The organism is Sphingopyxis sp. USTB-05 (assembly GCF_023822045.1).
Classification (GTDB): domain Bacteria; phylum Pseudomonadota; class Alphaproteobacteria; order Sphingomonadales; family Sphingomonadaceae; genus Sphingopyxis.
Map to the genome: position 1 here is coordinate 2,417,623 of NZ_CP084712.1, position 18,425 is coordinate 2,436,047.

Sequence of the window (18,425 nt, forward strand, 5' to 3'; positions counted from 1 at the left end):
GCTCATGCAAGCCTGTGTCGATGACAATTGCGACGAACCGGAAAAAATCGCGCATGACGCCTCGCACGTCGACGGCGCGGACATCCCTGCAGGCGGAGGCCGGACATTGTCCGTGCCACTTCGGTGACCGCGAGGCCATGGTCTGATGCGGGTCGCGATCATCGGAGCCGGCATTGCGGGGCTCGCCTGCGCGCGGCGGCTGCGCGACGCCGGTCTGGAAGCCACGCTGTTCGACAAATCCCGCGGCATCGGCGGCCGCCTCGCGACCCGCCGCGCCAACCCGGGCAATCCGGAGGTCGCATTCGATCATGGCGCCACGCATTTCACGGCACGCTCGGAAGGCTTTACCAGGCTGCTCGCTGCTTGGGAGAAGGCAGGCCTCGCGGCGCGTTGGCCGGCCGCGGGCTCGGACAGCTGGGTCGGCACGCCGACAATGACCGCGCCGCTGAAATCGCTCGCGGACAATCTCGATGTCCGCCTGTCGCGACCGGTCACAGCCCTGACCAAATCGCGTGCCGGCTGGACGCTCCACAGCGAGGCAAAACGGCTCGGCAAATATGATGCGGCAGTAATCGCCATTCCGGCAGAACAGGCGGCTCCGCTTCTGTCGCTGCATGATTTCGAGATGGCGCGCGCCGCAATGGCGGCGCGCTATAACCCATGCTGGACCGCGATGTTCGCCTTTGAGGAGCGGATCGAGGAGCTCCCCGATTTCCTCCGCGGCTCGGGTGCCATCGTGACCGCCGCGCGCGACAGCGCGAAGCCCGGCCGCGCGCCGGGCGAGCGGTGGGTCGTGCAAGCCGACTGGACCTGGTCGCAGACGCACCTCGCCTGCGACGGCGCGAGCGTGGCGCCAGCGCTTCTCGCCGAACTTGGCAAGATCGCCGGACGCGACTTGCCCGCCCCGAGCCATATCGCCGCCCATCGCTGGCTATTCTCGCAGCCCTCGGGACAGGATCTGAAGCTGCTCTGGAATCCTGCCATAGGCCTCGGCGCTTGCGGAGACTGGCTCTATCACGGCTTTGTAGAATATGCGTGGCTGTCGGGCCATGTTCTCGGCGCGGCGATTGCGGCAGAGGCGCCGCGATGATGCGCGCGATCGTAATCGGAGCCGGCATCGGCGGCCTCGCCCTCGCCATCCGTCTCCAGTCGGCGGGCCTCGATACGCTGCTCGTCGAAGCGCGCGACCGGCCGGGCGGCCGCGCCTATGTCTTCGAGAAGGATGGTTTCACCTTCGACGCCGGGCCGACGGTAATCACCGACCCGGCCTGCCTTGCCGAGCTTTGGGAGCTGAGCGGCCAGCGGCTCGAGCGCGATGTCGACCTCGTCCCGGTGTCGCCCTTTTACCGGCTGAGCTGGCCCGACGGATCGACCTTCGATTATGGCAATGACAAGGAGGCGCTCGCCCGTCAGATCGCCGCGCTCGACCCCGCCGATGTGGCGGGATATGAGCGATTTCTTCGCTATTCCGCGTCGGTTTACGAGGAAGGCTATGTGAAGCTCGGCGCCGTGCCCTTCCTCGATTTCCGCTCGATGCTGAAGGCGGCACCCGCTCTTTTGCGGCACCGTGCCTGGCGCTCGGTCTATAAAACCGTCGCGAGCTATGTTCGGAGCGAGAAGCTGCGCGAGGCTCTATCCTTCCACACCTTGCTTGTTGGCGGCAACCCGATGGCGACGAGCAGCATCTATGCGCTCATCCACAAACTCGAGCAGGATGGCGGCGTCTGGTATGCGCGCGGCGGCACCAATCGGCTCGTCGCCGGCATGGCCGCGCTGTTCGCGCGTCTCGGCGGTACGCTGAGGCTTGGCGATCCCGTCGCCCGCATCGAAACTAAGGGCGACCGGGTGACGGGCATCGTGACGCGGAGCGGCTTTGCAGCACGCGCCGATCTTGTCGCCTCGAACGCCGATCTCATGCACAGCTACCGCGACTTGCTCGCGCATCCGCGCGGCAAGCGCGAGGCGAAGCGCCTTGCGCGCAAGAGCTGGTCGCCGAGCCTCTTCGTCCTCCATCTGGGGGTTCGCGGCGCCTTCCCCGAAATACCCCATCATATGATATTGTTCGGTCCGCGCTACCGCGGGCTTCTCGACGACATCTATCGGAACGGCACCCTCGCCGAGGATTTCTCGCTGTACCTTCATCACCCGAGCGCAAGTGATCCGGGCGTCGCGCCCGCAGGTCATAGTAGCTTCTACGCCCTTGCGCCGGTTCCCCATCGCGGCCACGCCCCGCTCGACTGGAAGGTCGAAGGGCCGAAATTGGCAAAGCGCATGATCGCCGAGATCGAACGGCGCTTGATTCCTGACCTTGGCGAGCGGATCGTCACGCAAATCCAATATGCGCCGCCGGACTTCGAGCGGGATCTCGCCGCGCATCTCGGGAGCGCCTTCAGCCTGACGCCAACACTGCTGCAGAGCGCCTATTTTCGTGGGCACAACCGCGACGCGCGCATCGAGAACCTCTATTTTACCGGCGCGGGCACGCATCCCGGCGCTGGTATTCCGGGGGTCGTCGCGAGCGCGAAGGCGACGGCGAGCCTCATTCTCGGCGACTTCGGCATCAGAACTGCGGCAGCCCGCGATCCGGGCGCTCGCGACCGGATAGTCTCCGGGCCCAATGAAGCGGCAGGAGATGCCTCGTCCAGTTGATCGCACGGACGTTCCGATTCTGCCGGCGGCCAGCGCCTTGCGACCCACGCCTGGCCGCGGCGGGGGGCGGTGATTGCTCATCGCCGGGCGGTGCGACGCCATGTCGCACCGCCCAACCTCCCCCTTGCTCGCGATCGCCAAAGCCTGGACTTCCCGAAAGGTCATCTTTTGCAGAGATCGGAGCCTGCCAGATGAGGAACGCCGCGCCCGCCCGCACCATAGCCCACCAAAAAGGGAACCGTCGCCATGCCGCCCACCATCTTGTGGCTCCGTCAGGACCTCCGCACCACCGACCATCCGGCGCTCCTCGCCGCGATCGCCGAAGGTCCGGTCATTCCGCTCTACATATTGGACGACGAGAGCCCCGAAACGCGCGCGATCGGCGGCGCGCAGCGCTGGTGGCTCCATCACAGTCTCGCCGCGCTCGATGCGAGCCTTCGCAAACGCGGCAGCCGGCTCATCCTGCGCCGCGGCCCTGCCGCTGAAATGCTTGAACGCGTCGCGGCGGAAGCCGGGAGCACAAGGGCTCACGCAACGCGCTGTTACGAGCCCTGGTGGCGGCGCTGCGAGGACGCGCTGGACGCCAGGCTTGCGCTGCGGCTCCATGACGGCAATTATCTTGCGCCGCCCGAGAGCATCACCAATGCGCAAGGCGCCCGCTACCGGGTCTTCACACCATGGTATCGCGCGCTCCTGGGGCGCATGCCCCCCGCCCTTCCCTATGCCGCGCCCGATCATATTCCGGCTCCCGAGGTCTGGCCGGCGTCGGATAATCTTGCCGATTGGGGGCTGACCCCGACCAGCCCGGACTGGGCCGCAGGATTTGGCGACTGGCGCCCGGGCGAGAAGGGCGCATGGCGCGCGCTGCGCGACTGGCTGCCGCTTGCCGGCGACTATAAGACCCGCCGCGATTTTCCTTCGCTCCCCGCGACATCGCGGCTGTCGCCGCATCTTCATTTCGGCGAAATCAGCCCTCGGTCGATCTGGCATGCGCTCGGCGAGCGCGACGATGCGGGCGCCGAAACCTTTCGGTCGGAGCTTGGCTGGCGCGAACATGGCATCAATCTCGTCGACCAGATGCCCGATTGTGGCGATCGGAACGGGCGCCCCACCTTCGATAATTTTGGCTGGCGGAGCGGCCCCGGAGCCGACCGGGACTTCGCCGCCTGGACCCGGGGGCGGACCGGCTACCCGGTGGTCGACGCGGGCATGCGCGAGCTCTGGCGCACGGGCTGGATGCACAACCGCGTGCGGATGGTCACCGCCTCCTTCCTCGTCAAACATCTGCTGATTGATTGGCGCCGCGGTGAGCGCTGGTTCTGGGATACGTTGCTCGACGCCGATCTCGGGTCAAATGCGATGAACTGGCAATATGTTGCGGGCACCGGCGTCGACGCGCCGGTCTTCTCGCGCATCATGTCGCCGCTGCTCCAGAGCGAGCGGTTTACGATGGGAGATTATGTCCGCACTTATGTTCCCGAACTTGCGCATCTGTCGGACGCCGAGATCACCGCCGCTCATGGTCAGGACGCGCAGGTGCCCACCTATCCGCAACCGCTTATCGGGCGCGATGCGGCGCGGGCGCGGGCCCTCGCTGCCTGGGAAGCCCTGCGCGGCTAGCGAGAGAGGGCCGCGGCGCTAGTCGAAAGCGGCACTTGCCACGCCGTGGCTGTTATAGACGGGCCCTTCGCGCGACACCGCGAATTTGCGGCTCGACGACGCGCGCACGCCAAATGCGCCGATATGCCCCAGCATTCCCCTGTATTGCGGCCCGGCCAGATGCGCTGCGAGCGTAGCTTCGCCGTCCCATTCCTCGAACACGTGGATGCGCGTCGCCACATGCGGATCAAGGGTCCAGGCGTAAGCGAGACAACCCGGCTGGGCGAGCGCGCCTTCGATCCATCCGCGCGCACCCGCCAGCGCCTCTCCGCGCGTCTCGGGATCGATATCGATGACCGCCTGGATCAGGATCTTCATGCCTGCACCTCACCTTTTGAAGGCTGCGGCAACGGCCGAAACCGCCGCTCTGCAAATAGCCACCGGCCGTCGATCCGGCGGCAGAGGTCGTCATAGATGCCAAGGGTCCGGTGAAGGGCGCCGTCGCGCAGGAAGATTTCCTCGGTGTAGGATCGCATGGCCGCGGTCTCACCATGGATCTCGATCGATCCGGGCCAGGCGCGAAAGACGATGTCGGGAAAGGCGCGCATCGCCGCGCGCCAGGTATCGACGATCTTCGCCTTGCCCTCGAATATTCCGAACCCGGGAAGCGACCATCGGCCGCCTTCGTCCCACGTCGCGGCCCAAGCCTCGCTGTCGGCACGGTTGACCGCATCGGCATAGGTGTCGAGCAGGTCGCGAAGCGCCAGCCGGTCTGCGAACGATCCCTCAAACGGCATGGAAGCCCCCTTCTCGCCCGGCTGCGTCGATGGTCCAGCCTGCCGCCAATTTGCCTGCAGCCGATGGGAGGAGGAACTGCCGTTATCGTTAGCGGCGATGGGCCACCGCGAGCGGGCCGGATAACCCGCCCCAAAGGACAGGTCGCCGCGGCGGAGCGGCGCGCCTAATTCCATAGCTGTCCTATCCCCCCGGGACGAACATTCGAAAAGGAATGACCAATGGCTATTTCCCGTATCTCTCTTTCGCTCGCCGCAGCAGCGCTTGCGCTCGCCGGCGGCATCGCGGCCGCCAAGAACCCGATGGTCGGCGGCGCCGCGATGTATGAGACCAAGACCATCGTCGAAAATGCCGCCAATTCGAAGGATCACACGACACTCGTCGCGGCGGTCAAAGCCGCTGGCCTCGCCGAGACCCTTTCGGGAGCGGGCCCCTTCACGGTCTTTGCGCCCACCAACGCTGCCTTTGCCAAGCTCCCCGCCGGCACCGTCGACACGCTGCTCAAGCCGGAGAACAAGGCGATGCTGACGGGCATCCTGACGTACCATGTCGTGCCGGGCCGCCTGACCGCGACCGATATTGCCGCGCAGGCCAAAGCCAATGGCGGCAAGGCCGTGCTCACCACGGTGCAGGGCGCCAAGCTCACCGTCTGGGAGAAGGATGGCAGCTGGTATGTGAGCGACGCCAAGGGCGGCACGGCGAAGATCGGCCCCGCCGACGTTCTTCAGTCGAACGGCGTGATCCACGTCATCGACACCGTGCTGCTTCCCGCCTGATACATTATCGGGGCCGCGCGACGCTTGTTGGCGCAGCGCGGCCCCGACAATCAAAAGCCCTCAAAGCCAGCCCGAAAGTTCGCTTCTTATCAGGGCGGTGAGCATATCCATCCCGGCATCGCTGTCGTTGAGACAGGGCACATAAGCGAAATGGCGTCCGCCGGCGGCAAGAAACTGCTCGCGCCCGCGGATAGCGATTTCCTCGAGGGTCTCGAGGCAATCCGCGGCGAACCCCGGCGCGATCACGGCCACCGACCGGCCTTCGCGCCCGAGCGTTTTGAGCGTGATGTCGGTTGCCGGTGTCAGCCATTTGGCCTTGCCGAAGCGCGACTGAAAGCTCGTAACGACACTCTTACCCAAGACCTCGCCCAACCGACGCGCGGTCTTGAGGCACATGCAGTGATAGGGATCGCCAAGATGCAGAGTGCGCTCCGGCATGCCGTGGAAGCTCGCGACGATCGTGTCGGGTACGAAGGCGAGGTCACCGATCGCACGTCCGAGCGACGACGCGAGTGCCTCGACATGGCGATCGTCATCATAATAGGGTGGAAGGATGCGCAGCGCCGGCTGCCAGCGCAGGCGCGCCATATGCGCCTGGACGGCATCGCCAACGCTTGCGGTCGTCGCGGCGCAATATTGAGGATAAAGAGGCGCAACGAGAATGCGGCGACATCCTGCCGCAAGAAGCGCGTCGATGCCGTCCGCGATCGAGCCGCTACCATAGCGCATCGCATGCGCGACCACCGCATCACCTCCGAGCGAAGCCTGAAGCGCCCTTGCCTGGCGGCGGGTGATCGCCGCGAGCGGCGAGCCCTCTGAAGTCCAGATTTCGCGGTAGGCATGCGCGGATTTCCGCGGCCGAACGGCAAGGACGATCCCGCGGAGGATCGGCTGCCAGATCAGCGAGGGCAGTTCGACAACGCGCCGGTCGGAGAGAAATTCCGCGAGATAGCGCCGCACCGCACCGCTCGTCGGCGCGTCGGGCGTGCCGAGGTTTACGAGAAGCACGCCGATGCGGTCGACCGGCACGGCGGGGTGACCCGTTGGCAATCGGGCGGGATCCGCTTCTTCGTAACGGTCGCCGATTCTGGCCGTTACCAGAGGCCCGTCGTCATTCATTGCAATCTCCGCGGACAGGACGCCTTGCGGCGACCGTGCCGCGCGATGTTGACCCCATGTCTCCGACTTGTCCCGCGCCGCCAAGCTGCACCAAGGGGCAGACTGGATGCGAGTATCAGGACCTCGTCAAGGCCGGCGTGATCGATCCCGCCAAGGTCGTTCGCACCGCGCTGCAGGATGCCGCGTCGGTCGCGTCGCTGCTGATCACCACCGAGGCGCTCGTCGCCGAACTGCCGAAGGAGGAGAAGGCTGCGCCGATGCCGGCGATGGCCTTCTGACAGGCCGGGGGCGGCGGGGCCACCGCCGCCCCCGCATTTCCGTACCGCCCTATTCACTCAACCACCGCGCACCGCGCCACGCCTCGTCAAGCGAGCGAAGGGCATTTCTGCATTCCGGGCCTCGCCCGAGGTCCGTGCACCCAACGCGCTTCCAACCGACGATCTGCCCCAAGGGACATGTTGCGACGCCATGCTGCGCTCGGGCATGCGCCGATCCGGCGGTCCACCTCCCTCTCCTCCCCTCCCGGACCGCCAACCCTTCGCCGTCAGGAGGCCAGGACCATGCTTCACGTGCCCCCTTTCAGTCCCACAGTTGACGGCGCGATACCCCCCGAGGTTCTCGCGTCGGTCGAGACGCTGCTCCGCTGGGTCGGCGAGGACCCTCAGCGCGAAGGCCTGCTCGACACACCGCAGCGCGTCGCACGTGCCTGGAGGAATTATTGCGAGGGTTATGACGAGGATCCGGCGGTGCACCTGTCGCGCACCTTTGCAGAGGTCGGCGGCTATGACGAGATCGTCTTGCTGCGCGACATCCCGTTCCAGTCGCATTGCGAGCATCATATGGCGCCGATCACCGGAAAGGCGTCGATCGCATACCTTCCCCGCGACCGCGTCGTCGGCATCTCCAAGCTCGCGCGCGTACTGAACGGCTATGCACGCCGGCTGCAGGTGCAGGAGCGCCTGACCGCCGAGGTCGCCCGATGCATCTGGGACAATCTCCGTCCGCACGGCGTCGCCGTGGTGATCGACGCCCAGCATGGCTGCATGACCGGGCGCGGCGTGCGCACGCCCGGCGTCGGCATGGTCACGAGCCGGCTCCTCGGCTGCTTCCTCGACGATCAGCGGAGCCGCAAGGAAGTGCTGGCACTGATGGGCTATTGATGCGCCGGTCGAGAATCCGGACCGGTCTCGCGGGATTTATCTGCCGGCGTGAGGCGCGCGCCGGAATCCTGCACGCCGCCGCCTCGCGCCGGTCTCCTGCCGGGGTTGCACCGACATGACTCAGGAGTCGCAACCCTCCGACGATCTTGGCCATGTTCCGAACAGCTTGCGCAGGCAGCCGGACGACCGGGGGCATTTCGGGAAATTCGGGGGCCGCTTCGTCCCCGAAACGCTCCTGCCCCTCATCCTCGATCTGGAGCGCGAATATCGAGCCGCAAAGCGCGACCCGGCTTTCCAGGCCGAGTTCGACGACCTGCTCGAACATTATGTCGGCCGCCCCAGTCCGCTCTACTTCGCGCCGCGCTTGACGTCCGCGCTCGGCGGCGCGCAGATCTGGTTCAAGCGCGACGAACTCAATCACACCGGCGCCCACAAGATCAACAATTGCGTCGGTCAGATCCTGCTGGCAATCCGGATGGGCAAGACGCGCATCATCGCGGAAACGGGCGCGGGCCAGCACGGGGTGGCTACTGCAACCGTCTGCGCGCGCTTTGGCCTGCCCTGCGTCGTCTATATGGGCGCCGCCGATATCGCGCGCCAGGCGCCCAATGTCTTCCGCATGAAACTGCTGGGCGCCGAGGTCGTGCCGGTCACGGCCGGCGCCGCGACGCTGAAGGACGCGATGAACGAGGCGCTGCGCGACTGGGTCGCCCATGTCGAGGACACCTTCTACATCATCGGCACCGCAGCCGGTCCCCACCCCTATCCGGAGCTTGTGCGTGATTTCCAGAGCGTCATCGGAAGAGAAGCGCGGGCCCAGATGCTGGCCCGTGCCGGCCGCCTACCCGATCTCCTGGTCGCCGCGATCGGCGGCGGATCGAATGCGATCGGTCTCTTTCACCCGTTCCTCGACGACCCGATGGTCAAGATGCTCGGCGTCGAGGCCGCCGGCCATGGCCTCGACAAGGAACATGCCGCGTCACTGGCCGGCGGGCGTCCCGGCATTCTTCACGGCAACAAGACCTATCTACTGCAGGATGACGACGGGCAGATCGTCGAAGGCCATTCGATCAGCGCAGGTCTCGATTATCCCGGCATCGGCCCCGAGCATGCATGGCTCAAGGAGATCGGACGGGTGGACTATAGCTCCGCGACCGACGCCGAAGCGCTCGAGGCCTTCCAGCTTCTATGCAGAACAGAGGGTATCATCCCCGCGCTTGAGCCCAGTCACGCCGTCGCCGCGGTTGTCAGGATCGCGCCGGCGATGCCGAAAGATAGTATCATCATCGTCAACATGTGCGGACGCGGGGACAAGGACATATTCTCCGTGGCCCAGCATCTCGGCGTGGAACTTTGAGCGCGACGAACGGTAGGGGCACGGAAGTTGTGATCGAAGACACTGGCGCTACAGATTTCGGATCTATGAGGGACGGATGATGATAAGGGTGTTTCTTGTAGAAGACGATCCGCTGGTGGCGATGATGCTTGAGGGGTATCTCGACGTGCTTGGACACGAGATGGTGGTAACCGCAGCGACCGTCGCGGAGGCGCTGGATCTCGTCGCGAAGCGAGATTTCGACCTCGCAATATTGGATGTTCACCTTGCCGATGGCAAAACGAGCGAGGCGGTTGCTTCCGCGTTGAGCGTTGCCGGGAAGGCTTTCATAGCGACGAGCGGAGATGCGACGATCATGGCGGCTGAATTTGATGGCCGGCCAGTTCTTCGCAAACCTTTCAGGATTGCCGAGCTCGAACGGGCAATCGCTGCTATAATGGGGTAGCCCGCGGTCACAGGCCGGAGCCTTCTCGACGGTCGTTATTCGGGCGCGACTTGGTGACGGGCCATGGGCGGCATGAAATCCATCTTGCCTATGGCAAGACCTGCGTTGCGCAGCGGCGCGTAAGCCATCGTCGCATGAAAGTAGAAATTTGGCATGATCCAGTCGCGGACCCAAAGCCGCGATTGCAGCCTTAGCATTCTCGTGGCAGATTGTCGTCCATTGGGTCGTTTCGTACTTTTTTGATCATCCTTTGGCTGGCGCTGGCCGCCTACACCGCTGAAGTCATTTCCCGCCACGGCCTTGGATTGTTACCGATCTTTTTCGGAGACGTGGCGAAGCTGGGATGACCCGGGCAGTTCAACCTCGATTTTCTCTGCTTTCTCATCCTCTCTGCGCTTTGGACGGCTTGGCGGAATGGATTCAGTGCGATCGCCCTGCTCCTCGCGCTCATCGCCTTTTTCGGAGGCGCGGGTTTCCTGCTTCCCTACCTCGTCTTTCTCACAGTTCGTGAGCGAGGAAACATGTCCCGAGTGCTGATCGGCGCACCAACCCGAGAGATGAGCCTTTCAGCGGAGGATGAGCGCGACGGCCCTTCGCCGTCATCGAACGAACTGCGCTTCTCGCGGCGCCGCTTGGCCGTTTGCAGTCAGACCGCTTCGGGGAACAGATGAAGAAAAGCGGGCAGCGGACCGATCGCATCTTACATCTTCGGGCATTGCCCCCATATTCATAAGATCGCGGCACCGGACATTGTAGGCCGTCGCGGCTGAGAGACATCGCGCTCCCGCTTACGAAGGAGCCGCGTCATGACTTCCCGCATACAGAACGCCGAGGCTCCAAGCCCGGCCGAGCCGACGCCGACCAAAGGGCGGTCGAACAGCTTTTTTCGCAAGAGTCGGGTGCCCTTCGCACTTGAGGATGCACGGCGGCAAGGCGATATCAGTCAGCTCGCTTACTTAGTCATGGGTGGCCGCGACGCAGCGGTCGCGTTTCTAAACGCCGAGAATGAGGAACTGGGAGGCCGCCCGATCGCGCTGGCGACCGCCAGTGCCGAAGGTTATGAGCATGTGGCGGCCGCTATACGGGCGTGGAAAAGCACGCGGCGGTCCGAATGAGCCGGGCCATGAACCTGTCCCTGCCCGAAGATGAGGTCAGGCGCCTCTGCCTGGCGCAGGGCGTCAGCATCAGCGCGATCGAGCCGCTTCAGTCCGGCGGCACGCGCCTCGTCTGCACATCGAGTGCGGGCGCCGAGGAGATGCGACTGCGGCTTCGCGGCCACCTGATCGAAGGCAGCGTCGTGCGCCACCGCTTCTATCGTCCGTCCGCGAACGAAAATTGACGCGTCCGCGCACTCCTTCGCGCAGAAGCCACTAGCCGGCGCCTGAAAGCATTTCCCAGCGCGACCTGCCGCCTCACGTCTTCCCATCCAGCAACCGCAAAAAGAGAGAAACCATCATGGCCAAATCGCAAAAGCGCAGCAATCGCGAGATCCGCAAGCCCAAAGCCGCCAAGGGCAAACCGACGACCGCGCTCGCAGCCAAGGAGGCTTCCCCCGTGAAGTTGACCGCCAAGCTGAAAGATAATGGCTGACCACGAAATCCGCGCGAGCATGGCGCGTCCGATGCGGCTATGCAAATCTGACGCCGTGATAGCGCTTGTACCTCGCTAACCGACCTGCCGGGCGGTTTGCCTCATGATCTCGGCTAATAGCAATTCGAGTATGATCATCGGAGCGACGGGCTTCAGGACGACGGCCAACTCAATATCGAGTTCGACGAGCACGACCGGAAGACCCGTTCCGGTCTGAAATACGAGCGGTGTGCCCTGCTCGATGAGCCGGAGAGCAACGGGCGAGATTTCGCCGTCGAGCAACTGGACGTCGAGGATGGCCGCGTCGATCTTATGCTGATCGAGCAGCGCCAGCGCTTCGGCAACTGTTGGAACGGGGCCGACGACCGCGCCTCCTGATCGCTCGACCGCCTCAACGAGTTCGATCACGACGAACGGCTCGTCTTCTACAATCAAAATTCTCCGGGAATTGAACATCGCGCGCGCCTCCTTCGAGCGGGAGCGCAACATGTCTCTCAGCCATCGCTTGCCCATGCGTGACGACGGTGACGAGGCAACGAAGCCGGGTGACACAAGTTCCGAGGCGATAGGACGGCAGGGCTAATAGGTCGGGGTGCTGACGATCACCGACAGATCGCGAACGGTTCGATTTCCATACAGGCAGGTAGCAAAAGCGCATGTTAGTGCCCCGGCCACTTACATTGGCGCCCGCGATCCCCATATCAATCCTGTGCCATTGGACCACGCCGCGGCGCAACGCGGCCGGCCACCTGTCGGGCATTGTCTCCTATCGATCAAAATGACTTTGGTTGGGTTTTCCGGGACAGGAAATGGATCGCGATTCCGGTGAGCTGACAGCCCGGATCGGCGATCCGAAAGGCATACTCTCATGATCGGCTATTTCATTCTCCTTCACCGCTTTCCCGAACAGTTCAAACGGATGTTTCGGGCGATCTACGCCCCCGGAAACAGCTATGTGATCCATGTCGACAAAGGCTCAGGACCCGTTTTTGCTGCAGACATCGCTGCTTTCCTGAAGACCTATGAAGGTGTCGAACTGATCGAATCGAAGCAAGCGCTTTGGGGTGGCTACAGCCTCGTCGACGCGGAGCTGCGCGGAATGAAGCGGCTGCTGAAAATGAACCGAGACTGGACGCACTACATCAACCTCAGCGGGCAGGATTTTCCGCTGAAGTCCCAAGCCTATATCCGATCCTTCCTGCGCGCCCATCCCCGCCGCCAGTTCATCCGCGCTCTCGACCAGCGGACAATGCGGCCCGATACGATGAACCGCGTCAGCCATATATTCGTCGAAGCGATAGGACGCATGTTTCGGACACACCTCCCCCGCGCTTTCCTGAAAGACGCGACGCCCTATATCGGCACCCAGTGGAAGGCCGTGACGCGCAGCTTCTGCCATTTCGCGGTCCATCATCCGAGCGCCGAGCGATTCAAGATATTCTACCGGCGAAGTTTCATCCCGGATGAAGCCTTTTTCCAGACGCTGCTGATGAACAGCCGCGGGCTTGGCGAGGTCGTGAACGACGATTTGCGCACGATCGACTGGGTTCCCGACGGCGACATCAAATTGCGGCCCCGCACCTTCGTCACGGCAGACGCGTTGCGGCTGACGCTGAGTCCCGACCTTTTCGCCCGCAAGTTCGATGCGGAAGAAGATCCAGCGATCTTCGACCTGCTGGAAGCCCATCTGGAAACCCCTGCAGCGAACATCTACGCGAGTGATCGAGCGGCGCCACCTCCACCCCGGTCCGTGGGCGAAGACGCATGCATGACCGACAACGCGGCCGAGCCGCACACGCCCTCGCCTGCAGGACGGAAAGCGGCCCGACTAAGGCGATAGCCGCGCCATGCGACTCTGGAGCGCTCTTCCCTTCAATTAACCCGGCTCTTCATCTTACGCCCGTCCGATGTCGATCGGGCGGGCGGTTCTCTTTCGGCAAATGGCCGATTGCTGCCGGTCTTCTATTGTGCGGAAAGTCAGAGAGGCCGCCATTGGCGGCCAAGCGAAGGTCTCGTACTTCTCGGCCGGGCCACCCTGACGTTTAAGTCCCCCATCAAATAACCAACGCCCGCCGCAGTACCGCCAGGCGGTTGCGAGTCGTCGCATCTTTTGTGGTACGAAGCGTTTTATCGGCAGCTGTAAACGCGCGTATCGCCTCCGGACGATCGCCACGCGCCAACGCGATTTCAGCCAAGGCGAGATCGACTCCCGCACCGAACTCCGGTCGTCCGGTGAGATCAGCGGCCTTCTGCCTGTCGAGGCCGTCCAGCAGCGCGCCCGCTTCGGCATAGCGGCGATTGGCGATGAGACATTCCGCCGTGTAGAAGCTGATGACGTGCGCCAGCGGATAGTCCGCGCCGAAAGCGCGTTGCGCTGACGACAGTGCGTCTTGCGCGACAGCGACGCCGCGAGCACGCCGGGCGGTCTGACACAGGGCAACGGCATAGTCATTCTGCCCAACGAGCGCCTGATGCGATTGGGGGCCAGCCTGCGCCGCAGCGCCTTGCCAGACACGTTCAGCTTCACCAGCTGCATCGTCATAGCGACCGAGCGCGGCAAAGCTCTCAAAGCGGGTGGAATGAAGCGCAAGGGTAAAACGATGATTGTCGCCGAACCGCGCGCGCATTGCCGCAAGCAAAGGCCCACTCGCACGCAGCGCTTCTTCATCCCTGCCCGCCATGGAAAGACTGTTGACCCAGTGCTGACGGGTAACCAGTGTGTCGGGATGATCGTCTCCGCGCACGCGCCGGGATTGCGCGACAATGGCCCGCGCGGCGGGTTCGGCATCCTTGGCCCGGCCAAGCCGCATCAGGACAAGAACCAGCGACGACTTCGCCTTGAGAAGCTGCGTGGGCGGTACATCCGACCCAATTGCTTCGCCGATGGTGACGGCGCGGCGAAAGGCGCGCTCGGCGAGTTCGATATCCGCCATATAGCCGTACGCGCCTTCAGCCTGCGCCAGGGCAAAGCCGACCCTTCCCTTCTCGCCGCGCGGCCCAATGCGCCGCCGCTCCGCCTCGAGCAGCCGCCCGGCCGCTTCGAGGCGTTCGGGCTGACCCGAGGTCGATTCCATATGAATGCGTCCCAGCCGCCCGATCACGGCATCGTCGCTGTCCGCCTCGTTCGCCCGGGCAAACAGCTGTTCGGCGCGACCATATTCGGCGCGTGCGGTGTCGAAATCCGACCGCGCGTGAAACGCCCGCGCGACGGCAAGGTGCAAACGCGCGGCGACCGCCGGGGAACCGGCAAAGCGCCGATCGATGTTCCCGCTCGCACGCTTGATCGCGTCGATCACCGTCTCATCAGCGGCCGAGCGCGCTGGGTCGGGGCTGGCCAGCACGTCTTCGGCGATGAAGCTGTATCCGGTGTCGGCCAATTGCTGCGCCGCGACTGCCCGATTTCGCTGCGTCCATGCATAAACGGCAAAGGCCGAGCTGGCGATCAGGCCGAGCACGAGGCTGGCGGCCGCGGCGCGCATCCACGGACGGCGCATGCGCCGGCGCTCTTCCAGCCGCTGCTGCTCCGCAACAAATGCGGCACGCTCGGCGGCGCTTGCAGCGGCCTGCCGGCGTTCATCGAGATGGTGCAGGCGGTGAGCCAGATCGGCGGCGCTGCCTAGTCTGCGCTCAGGCGCGACCTCGGCGGCATGGCGAATGTCGTCGCGCAACAGCGGATCGGGAATGCGATGCTCCCAGCCGGGCCCCAGAGTCGCCGTGAAGTCGCCCACGGCGAGCTGATAGAGGATGAGACCAAGCGCGTAGATGTCGCTTTTGACGGTCGGCATGGCATCGCCCGTCAACTCGGGAGCGCGATAAGCAAGCGTGCCCGAACGCGGCTCGTCCTTGCCAAGGTCGGTGTCGAGTGAGCCGGGATCGGTGATATGAAAGCTGTCGAGCACCGTGTCATCGAGCAGGCGCCCGCTGCCGAAGTCGGCCAGCCTGACGGATTGGCCGTTCCCACCCTCGGCAAGGAGTATATTTGCGGGCTTCAGATCCTTGTGGAGCACGCCGAGACCATGCACCTCGGCGACCGCGCGGCAAATGTCCGCCGCGACCGCCAGCCGCCTCTGCAGCGGTATCGCCGCCAGCCCGCCCGCTTCATCCGCCCAGACAGTCAGGTCGTGACCACCATATGCGTATTCAATAAAGTAGGGAGAGGCATCGAAATTCCATTCCAGCAGCGCCGGCAGCGGGGCGGCGGCGCCAAGGCCGGCGAAGACGACGCGTGACAGAGCTGCCTCGCGCTTGAGCGCGCGCAGCCGGTCGGGTGCGTCGGCAAACTTGAACACACGGCGTTCGCCTGTCTTCTCGTGACTGGCAAGCCAGACATCCTCTGCGCCCGTATCGCCGAGCGGCTCGGCCAACCGCCATTGCCTGCGCCCCGGCACCGCGTCGCCGACCGCGAAGGTGAAGCGCGGCGCGAGTGGGGATTTGACGCTTGCGATCTTGACGGTGCAGGTTAGTCGGTAGCCGACGCGCGGCACGGTCTCGATGATGTTATCCTGCCGTCCGCCGAGCGCCTTGCGCAGCTTGGAGATGGCGGTCGGCAGTGACCCTTCGACCACATTGAGGCCGGGCCAGACCGCATCGAGGATTTCGTCCTTTGTGACGACCTCGCCCGCGCGCAGCAACAGCTCGTGAAGCACCTCGAGCGGCTTGCCTTCGAGCGCGACGACATGTCCATCGACGCGCAGCGCCCAGCTCGCCTCGTCGAACTCGGCACCCGCGAATGTCCAAAGGCGTCTACGCCGCCGCGACGAACTGCTGCCAGCCATGCCTTTTCCCCTCGAACGCGGTTTTAGAAATTCTTGAGAATGCCATCAAGACTTTGATGCGCCGGTCTTTCTAGGCTCGTCGCAATCGAAGCAGTCAGGGGAAGGCAAATGACCGGGACGACAGGACCTGCGGCGATCTCCGCGCTCGCGCTGCTCGGCCCGATTGTCGCGCTCGGCGCGTGCGGCGGCCAGCAAGCAATCTATGTTCACACCGAAAAGCCGGAGTGGCGGCTCCAGTTCATGTCCGACGACCATGTGAAATATCTCGGCAATCGGGGGGACCTCGAATGGTCCTATACCGCGGTACGGGATTCCGGGGGCCGCATTCTCTCTTTCGAGATGAGCCATCCCGACATCGGCTCGATGGATTTTCGGCTCAACCAGGGCACCGGCTGCTTCTTCAATCATCGGGAGGGCGTCTTCTGTCCGCAGGGTTGAAGGATCGATTTTGGCGGCGAAGATCCCTTTCGGAAATGCCGCAGTTTTTGGAGAGCGGGCCGACATGGCGAGCGTAGGGAAAATCCGCAGCCAGGCGGAACTGAATATCTTCACGATGACCGGAACGGTGGTCGGCCAGCAAGGCCGTACCTCCACTCACCTGTCATCTGAAACCACGACGACGGGCGGCGGTGGCTATCTGCATCAGGGGAGCGGGTTTATATCAGCGCCGACGACGCGGACATCGGTCTCCTCCTCTTCGACGCACCATCAGCGCCTGTTTGCGCGCCAGGACGATGGCGACGAGTTCGACGTCGAGTTTCCGGACCTCAATTTCGGCGTTCGCGAAGGTCACCGCGTGTCCGTCGTGTGCGCCGGACCCAAAAGCACGGGGCGGGGCCATCCGATGGCGCTGGTCAATCACACCACAGGTAACCATCAGCTTTTTCCCGCGCGGGTGAACTGGATTCTGAGCAATCGCATCAAGTTCTACGCTGTTGGAGTGGGCGCCGCTCTTCTTATCCTCGCGATCATCGCACTCTCGCTGTCTGGCAGGGCTACCGGAGGGATCATGCCCGCCGCGTACCTGATCGGCGGCGGCGTGGTGGCGTGGGAGGTGTTTCGCTGGCTGACCCTCTACCGACAGGTGCGCCTTGAAGTCGAAAACGTCGCCCAATCGACGCTGCAAAAAGAGAAGGATCAGACCCGTGCGACATGATAGAATCAGCAAAGGCGCTTGCCGTCCCATCGCCCTGGTCATGGTCTCCGCATGCCTGGCGGCCTGCGGATCGCAATCCACCGCCGCGGCGAACGACGCGCAGACAAATACGCCCACCAATGCGGCCACCAGCGTTGCGGCTGCCACACCAGCAGCAGCACCGACTGCCTTGCCGCCCGCTGCCCTAAGCGCATGGGAAAGCTTCGCGCGCGGCCAGTGCCGCGATCAAGGCGAGCGGTTCGCCGCCGTACGTTTTGCGCCGCTGGCCGGGCGCGCAGAGGCGGCCGATCTTGTGGAGCAGCATTTTGCAGGCAGCAAAGGCGGCTTCGTGTCCGCCGATTTCAATGCTGACGGCAGCCCCGATTTCGTCGTCACCACGCCGGGACACGGCTGCGTGACCAGCAGCCCGGCCTATGGCGATCAAGGGCCGCCCGTCGATTTTATCGTTTCCTCGGCCAGCGGCTATCGCGTGTTCGAAGGCTTCCTGGGCTGGATTGCGCCCGCCATGATCGCGCGTCGCGACGACCGCGACCTGCTCGACCTGCCGGCCGGCTTCAACGGCCGCTGCGGCACCGTCACGAAGGTCTCATGGGGCTGGACGGGCACCGATATCGACGCCGTGGAACGGCGCAACGATCACGGCCAGCTCGTTGACAGGGAGGGATGCGCGCACGCTGCCGTTGCACGACAACCGCAGGCCGCAGCCACCTCCCTGCCCGTCGAAAAGGGATTTTACGCCTTCGCCGCCGGGGACGGCAGCTGCGCCGACGCTATCGAGCAACAGTTTTTTGCCTATTGGGATGGGACGCACATCGAAGCGCTGGGCGGCAACCGCTACCGCATCCGTTTCCGCGAAGTGGAAGCCGCCGAAGTCATTCTCAATGACCGCATCTTCACGGTGAACAGCCGGACCAGCCTGACCGAGCAATATGGGACCCGCTGGACTCATTGCCCAACGGCGCAAATTCCTCCCCCCGTGCTGCTATATGTCCAGGGGGAACTCGGTCTGAGGTGATCGACCGCAC

20 protein-coding genes and 1 pseudogene are annotated in these 18,425 nt (G+C 64.3%); 15 read left to right on the top strand and 6 right to left on the bottom strand.

Features of this window, described 5'->3' with window-relative positions; genetic code table 11:
• Positions 1 to 145: 145 nt before the first annotated feature.
• The 3 genes from KEC45_RS11170 to KEC45_RS11180 all read left to right on the top strand — a co-directional run bounded on the left by KEC45_RS11170 (position 146) and on the right by KEC45_RS11180 (position 4,269).
• A complete protein-coding gene (locus KEC45_RS11170; protein ID WP_252171003.1) occupies positions 146 to 1,090 on the top strand; it encodes an NAD(P)/FAD-dependent oxidoreductase in 945 nt (314 codons plus the stop codon).
• Positions 1,087 to 2,649 carry a phytoene desaturase gene (locus tag KEC45_RS11175; protein ID WP_252171004.1) on the top strand — a complete coding sequence of 521 codons (1,563 nt, stop codon included), beginning with the start codon at positions 1,087 to 1,089 and terminating at the stop codon, positions 2,647 to 2,649. Before KEC45_RS11170 ends, KEC45_RS11175 begins: the two co-directional genes overlap by 4 nt.
• Before the next feature lie 246 nt (positions 2,650 to 2,895).
• Positions 2,896 to 4,269 (top strand): deoxyribodipyrimidine photo-lyase, encoded by a 1,374-nt coding sequence (locus KEC45_RS11180; protein WP_252171005.1) that lies wholly within the window; start codon positions 2,896 to 2,898, stop codon positions 4,267 to 4,269.
• 18 nt (positions 4,270 to 4,287) lie between these two features.
• Here the strand turns inward: KEC45_RS11180 and KEC45_RS11185 are convergent, their stop codons facing one another.
• Together KEC45_RS11185 and KEC45_RS11190 are read right to left on the bottom strand one after the other, a co-directional pair.
• Entirely contained in the window at positions 4,288 to 4,626 is a 339-nt protein-coding gene (locus KEC45_RS11185; protein WP_252171006.1) for a putative quinol monooxygenase, read from the bottom strand.
• Positions 4,623 to 5,045, bottom strand: coding sequence for a nuclear transport factor 2 family protein (locus KEC45_RS11190; protein ID WP_252171007.1), 423 nt, complete (start codon positions 5,043 to 5,045; stop codon positions 4,623 to 4,625). Before KEC45_RS11190 ends, KEC45_RS11185 begins: the two co-directional genes overlap by 4 nt.
• 219 nt (positions 5,046 to 5,264) lie before the next feature.
• Between KEC45_RS11190 and KEC45_RS11195 the strand changes: the two genes are divergently transcribed.
• A complete protein-coding gene (locus tag KEC45_RS11195; RefSeq protein WP_252171008.1) occupies positions 5,265 to 5,819 on the top strand; it encodes a fasciclin domain-containing protein in 555 nt (184 codons plus the stop codon).
• Between the two features lie 60 nt (positions 5,820 to 5,879).
• Here the strand turns inward: KEC45_RS11195 and hemH are convergent, their stop codons facing one another.
• The gene (gene hemH / locus KEC45_RS11200; RefSeq protein ID WP_252171009.1) at positions 5,880 to 6,938 is read right to left on the bottom strand and encodes a ferrochelatase; all 1,059 of its coding nucleotides are present in this window, start codon (positions 6,936 to 6,938) and stop codon (positions 5,880 to 5,882) included.
• A gap of 113 nt (positions 6,939 to 7,051) precedes the next feature.
• Between hemH and groEL the strand changes: the two are divergent.
• From groEL to KEC45_RS11220, 4 genes and pseudogenes are all read left to right on the top strand, one after another.
• A pseudogene (gene groEL / locus KEC45_RS11205) lies at positions 7,052 to 7,216 on the top strand (chaperonin GroEL); the annotation flags it as partial.
• 282 nt (positions 7,217 to 7,498) lie between these two features.
• Positions 7,499 to 8,098, top strand: a complete 600-nt coding sequence (gene folE, locus KEC45_RS11210; protein ID WP_187140833.1) for a GTP cyclohydrolase I FolE — start codon at positions 7,499 to 7,501, stop codon at positions 8,096 to 8,098.
• Positions 8,099 to 8,213: 115 nt separating this feature from the next.
• On the top strand, positions 8,214 to 9,455 hold the full coding sequence (gene trpB, locus KEC45_RS11215) for a tryptophan synthase subunit beta (protein ID WP_252171010.1): 1,242 nt from the start codon (positions 8,214 to 8,216) through the stop codon (positions 9,453 to 9,455).
• Between the two features lie 76 nt (positions 9,456 to 9,531).
• On the top strand, positions 9,532 to 9,879 hold the full coding sequence (locus KEC45_RS11220; protein WP_252171011.1) for a response regulator: 348 nt from the start codon (positions 9,532 to 9,534) through the stop codon (positions 9,877 to 9,879).
• Positions 9,880 to 9,914: 35 nt separating this feature from the next.
• Here KEC45_RS11220 and KEC45_RS11225 read toward each other — a convergent pair whose 3' ends face one another.
• Complete coding sequence (locus KEC45_RS11225) at positions 9,915 to 10,076, bottom strand: DUF1993 family protein (RefSeq protein ID WP_368389972.1); 162 nt, start codon at positions 10,074 to 10,076, stop codon at positions 9,915 to 9,917.
• A 609-nt stretch (positions 10,077 to 10,685) separates the two neighbouring features.
• Here KEC45_RS11225 and KEC45_RS11230 point away from each other — a divergent pair.
• The 3 genes from KEC45_RS11230 to KEC45_RS21880 all read left to right on the top strand — a co-directional run bounded on the left by KEC45_RS11230 (position 10,686) and on the right by KEC45_RS21880 (position 11,469).
• On the top strand, positions 10,686 to 10,994 hold the full coding sequence (locus KEC45_RS11230; RefSeq protein ID WP_252171012.1) for an antitoxin Xre/MbcA/ParS toxin-binding domain-containing protein: 309 nt from the start codon (positions 10,686 to 10,688) through the stop codon (positions 10,992 to 10,994).
• Positions 10,995 to 11,002: 8 nt separating this feature from the next.
• Complete coding sequence (locus KEC45_RS11235) at positions 11,003 to 11,218, top strand: hypothetical protein (RefSeq protein ID WP_368389943.1); 216 nt, start codon at positions 11,003 to 11,005, stop codon at positions 11,216 to 11,218.
• A 116-nt stretch (positions 11,219 to 11,334) separates the two neighbouring features.
• Entirely contained in the window at positions 11,335 to 11,469 is a 135-nt protein-coding gene (locus KEC45_RS21880; RefSeq protein ID WP_302851568.1) for a hypothetical protein, read from the top strand.
• Positions 11,470 to 11,544: 75 nt separating this feature from the next.
• Here the strand turns inward: KEC45_RS21880 and KEC45_RS11240 are convergent, their stop codons facing one another.
• A complete protein-coding gene (locus tag KEC45_RS11240) occupies positions 11,545 to 11,925 on the bottom strand; it encodes a response regulator (protein ID WP_252171014.1) in 381 nt (126 codons plus the stop codon).
• Positions 11,926 to 12,337: 412 nt separating this feature from the next.
• Here KEC45_RS11240 and KEC45_RS11245 point away from each other — a divergent pair, with 412 nt between their 5' ends.
• Entirely contained in the window at positions 12,338 to 13,309 is a 972-nt protein-coding gene (locus tag KEC45_RS11245) for a beta-1,6-N-acetylglucosaminyltransferase (protein ID WP_252171015.1), read from the top strand.
• Positions 13,310 to 13,523: 214 nt separating this feature from the next.
• Here KEC45_RS11245 and KEC45_RS11250 read toward each other — a convergent pair whose 3' ends face one another.
• Complete coding sequence (locus KEC45_RS11250) at positions 13,524 to 16,244, bottom strand: winged helix-turn-helix domain-containing protein (protein ID WP_252171016.1); 2,721 nt, start codon at positions 16,242 to 16,244, stop codon at positions 13,524 to 13,526.
• A 108-nt stretch (positions 16,245 to 16,352) separates the two neighbouring features.
• Between KEC45_RS11250 and KEC45_RS11255 the strand changes: the two genes are divergently transcribed.
• Genes KEC45_RS11255 through KEC45_RS11265 form a run of 3 tightly spaced genes read left to right on the top strand, consistent with a single transcriptional unit; the run spans position 16,353 to position 18,415 of the window.
• The gene (locus KEC45_RS11255; RefSeq protein ID WP_252171017.1) at positions 16,353 to 16,682 is read left to right on the top strand and encodes a hypothetical protein; all 330 of its coding nucleotides are present in this window, start codon (positions 16,353 to 16,355) and stop codon (positions 16,680 to 16,682) included.
• Positions 16,683 to 16,692: 10 nt separating this feature from the next.
• Positions 16,693 to 17,400 carry a hypothetical protein gene (locus tag KEC45_RS11260; protein WP_252171018.1) on the top strand — a complete coding sequence of 236 codons (708 nt, stop codon included), beginning with the start codon at positions 16,693 to 16,695 and terminating at the stop codon, positions 17,398 to 17,400.
• Entirely contained in the window at positions 17,390 to 18,415 is a 1,026-nt protein-coding gene (locus KEC45_RS11265; protein WP_252171019.1) for a hypothetical protein, read from the top strand. Before KEC45_RS11260 ends, KEC45_RS11265 begins: the two co-directional genes overlap by 11 nt.
• Positions 18,416 to 18,425 lie beyond the last annotated feature (10 nt).

Excerpts from the sequence above, each read along its gene's own strand:
- KEC45_RS11170 (WP_252171003.1), top strand. The coding sequence starts at position 146 with ATGCGGGTCGCGATCATCGGAGCCGGCATTGCGGGGCTCGCCTGCGCG.
- KEC45_RS11175 (WP_252171004.1), top strand. The coding sequence starts at position 1,087 with ATGATGCGCGCGATCGTAATCGGAGCCGGCATCGGCGGCCTCGCCCTC.
- KEC45_RS11180 (WP_252171005.1), top strand. The coding sequence starts at position 2,896 with ATGCCGCCCACCATCTTGTGGCTCCGTCAGGACCTCCGCACCACCGAC.
- KEC45_RS11185 (WP_252171006.1), bottom strand. The coding sequence starts at position 4,626 with ATGAAGATCCTGATCCAGGCGGTCATCGATATCGATCCCGAGACGCGC.
- KEC45_RS11190 (WP_252171007.1), bottom strand. The coding sequence starts at position 5,045 with ATGCCGTTTGAGGGATCGTTCGCAGACCGGCTGGCGCTTCGCGACCTG.
- KEC45_RS11195 (WP_252171008.1), top strand. The coding sequence starts at position 5,265 with ATGGCTATTTCCCGTATCTCTCTTTCGCTCGCCGCAGCAGCGCTTGCG.
- hemH (WP_252171009.1), bottom strand. The coding sequence starts at position 6,938 with ATGAATGACGACGGGCCTCTGGTAACGGCCAGAATCGGCGACCGTTAC.
- folE (WP_187140833.1), top strand. The coding sequence starts at position 7,499 with ATGCTTCACGTGCCCCCTTTCAGTCCCACAGTTGACGGCGCGATACCC.
- trpB (WP_252171010.1), top strand. The coding sequence starts at position 8,214 with ATGACTCAGGAGTCGCAACCCTCCGACGATCTTGGCCATGTTCCGAAC.
- KEC45_RS11220 (WP_252171011.1), top strand. The coding sequence starts at position 9,532 with ATGATGATAAGGGTGTTTCTTGTAGAAGACGATCCGCTGGTGGCGATG.
- KEC45_RS11225 (WP_368389972.1), bottom strand. The coding sequence starts at position 10,076 with ATGCTAAGGCTGCAATCGCGGCTTTGGGTCCGCGACTGGATCATGCCA.
- KEC45_RS11230 (WP_252171012.1), top strand. The coding sequence starts at position 10,686 with ATGACTTCCCGCATACAGAACGCCGAGGCTCCAAGCCCGGCCGAGCCG.
- KEC45_RS11235 (WP_368389943.1), top strand. The coding sequence starts at position 11,003 with ATGAACCTGTCCCTGCCCGAAGATGAGGTCAGGCGCCTCTGCCTGGCG.
- KEC45_RS21880 (WP_302851568.1), top strand. The coding sequence starts at position 11,335 with ATGGCCAAATCGCAAAAGCGCAGCAATCGCGAGATCCGCAAGCCCAAA.
- KEC45_RS11240 (WP_252171014.1), bottom strand. The coding sequence starts at position 11,925 with ATGTTCAATTCCCGGAGAATTTTGATTGTAGAAGACGAGCCGTTCGTC.
- KEC45_RS11245 (WP_252171015.1), top strand. The coding sequence starts at position 12,338 with ATGATCGGCTATTTCATTCTCCTTCACCGCTTTCCCGAACAGTTCAAA.
- KEC45_RS11250 (WP_252171016.1), bottom strand. The coding sequence starts at position 16,244 with ATGGCTGGCAGCAGTTCGTCGCGGCGGCGTAGACGCCTTTGGACATTC.
- KEC45_RS11255 (WP_252171017.1), top strand. The coding sequence starts at position 16,353 with ATGACCGGGACGACAGGACCTGCGGCGATCTCCGCGCTCGCGCTGCTC.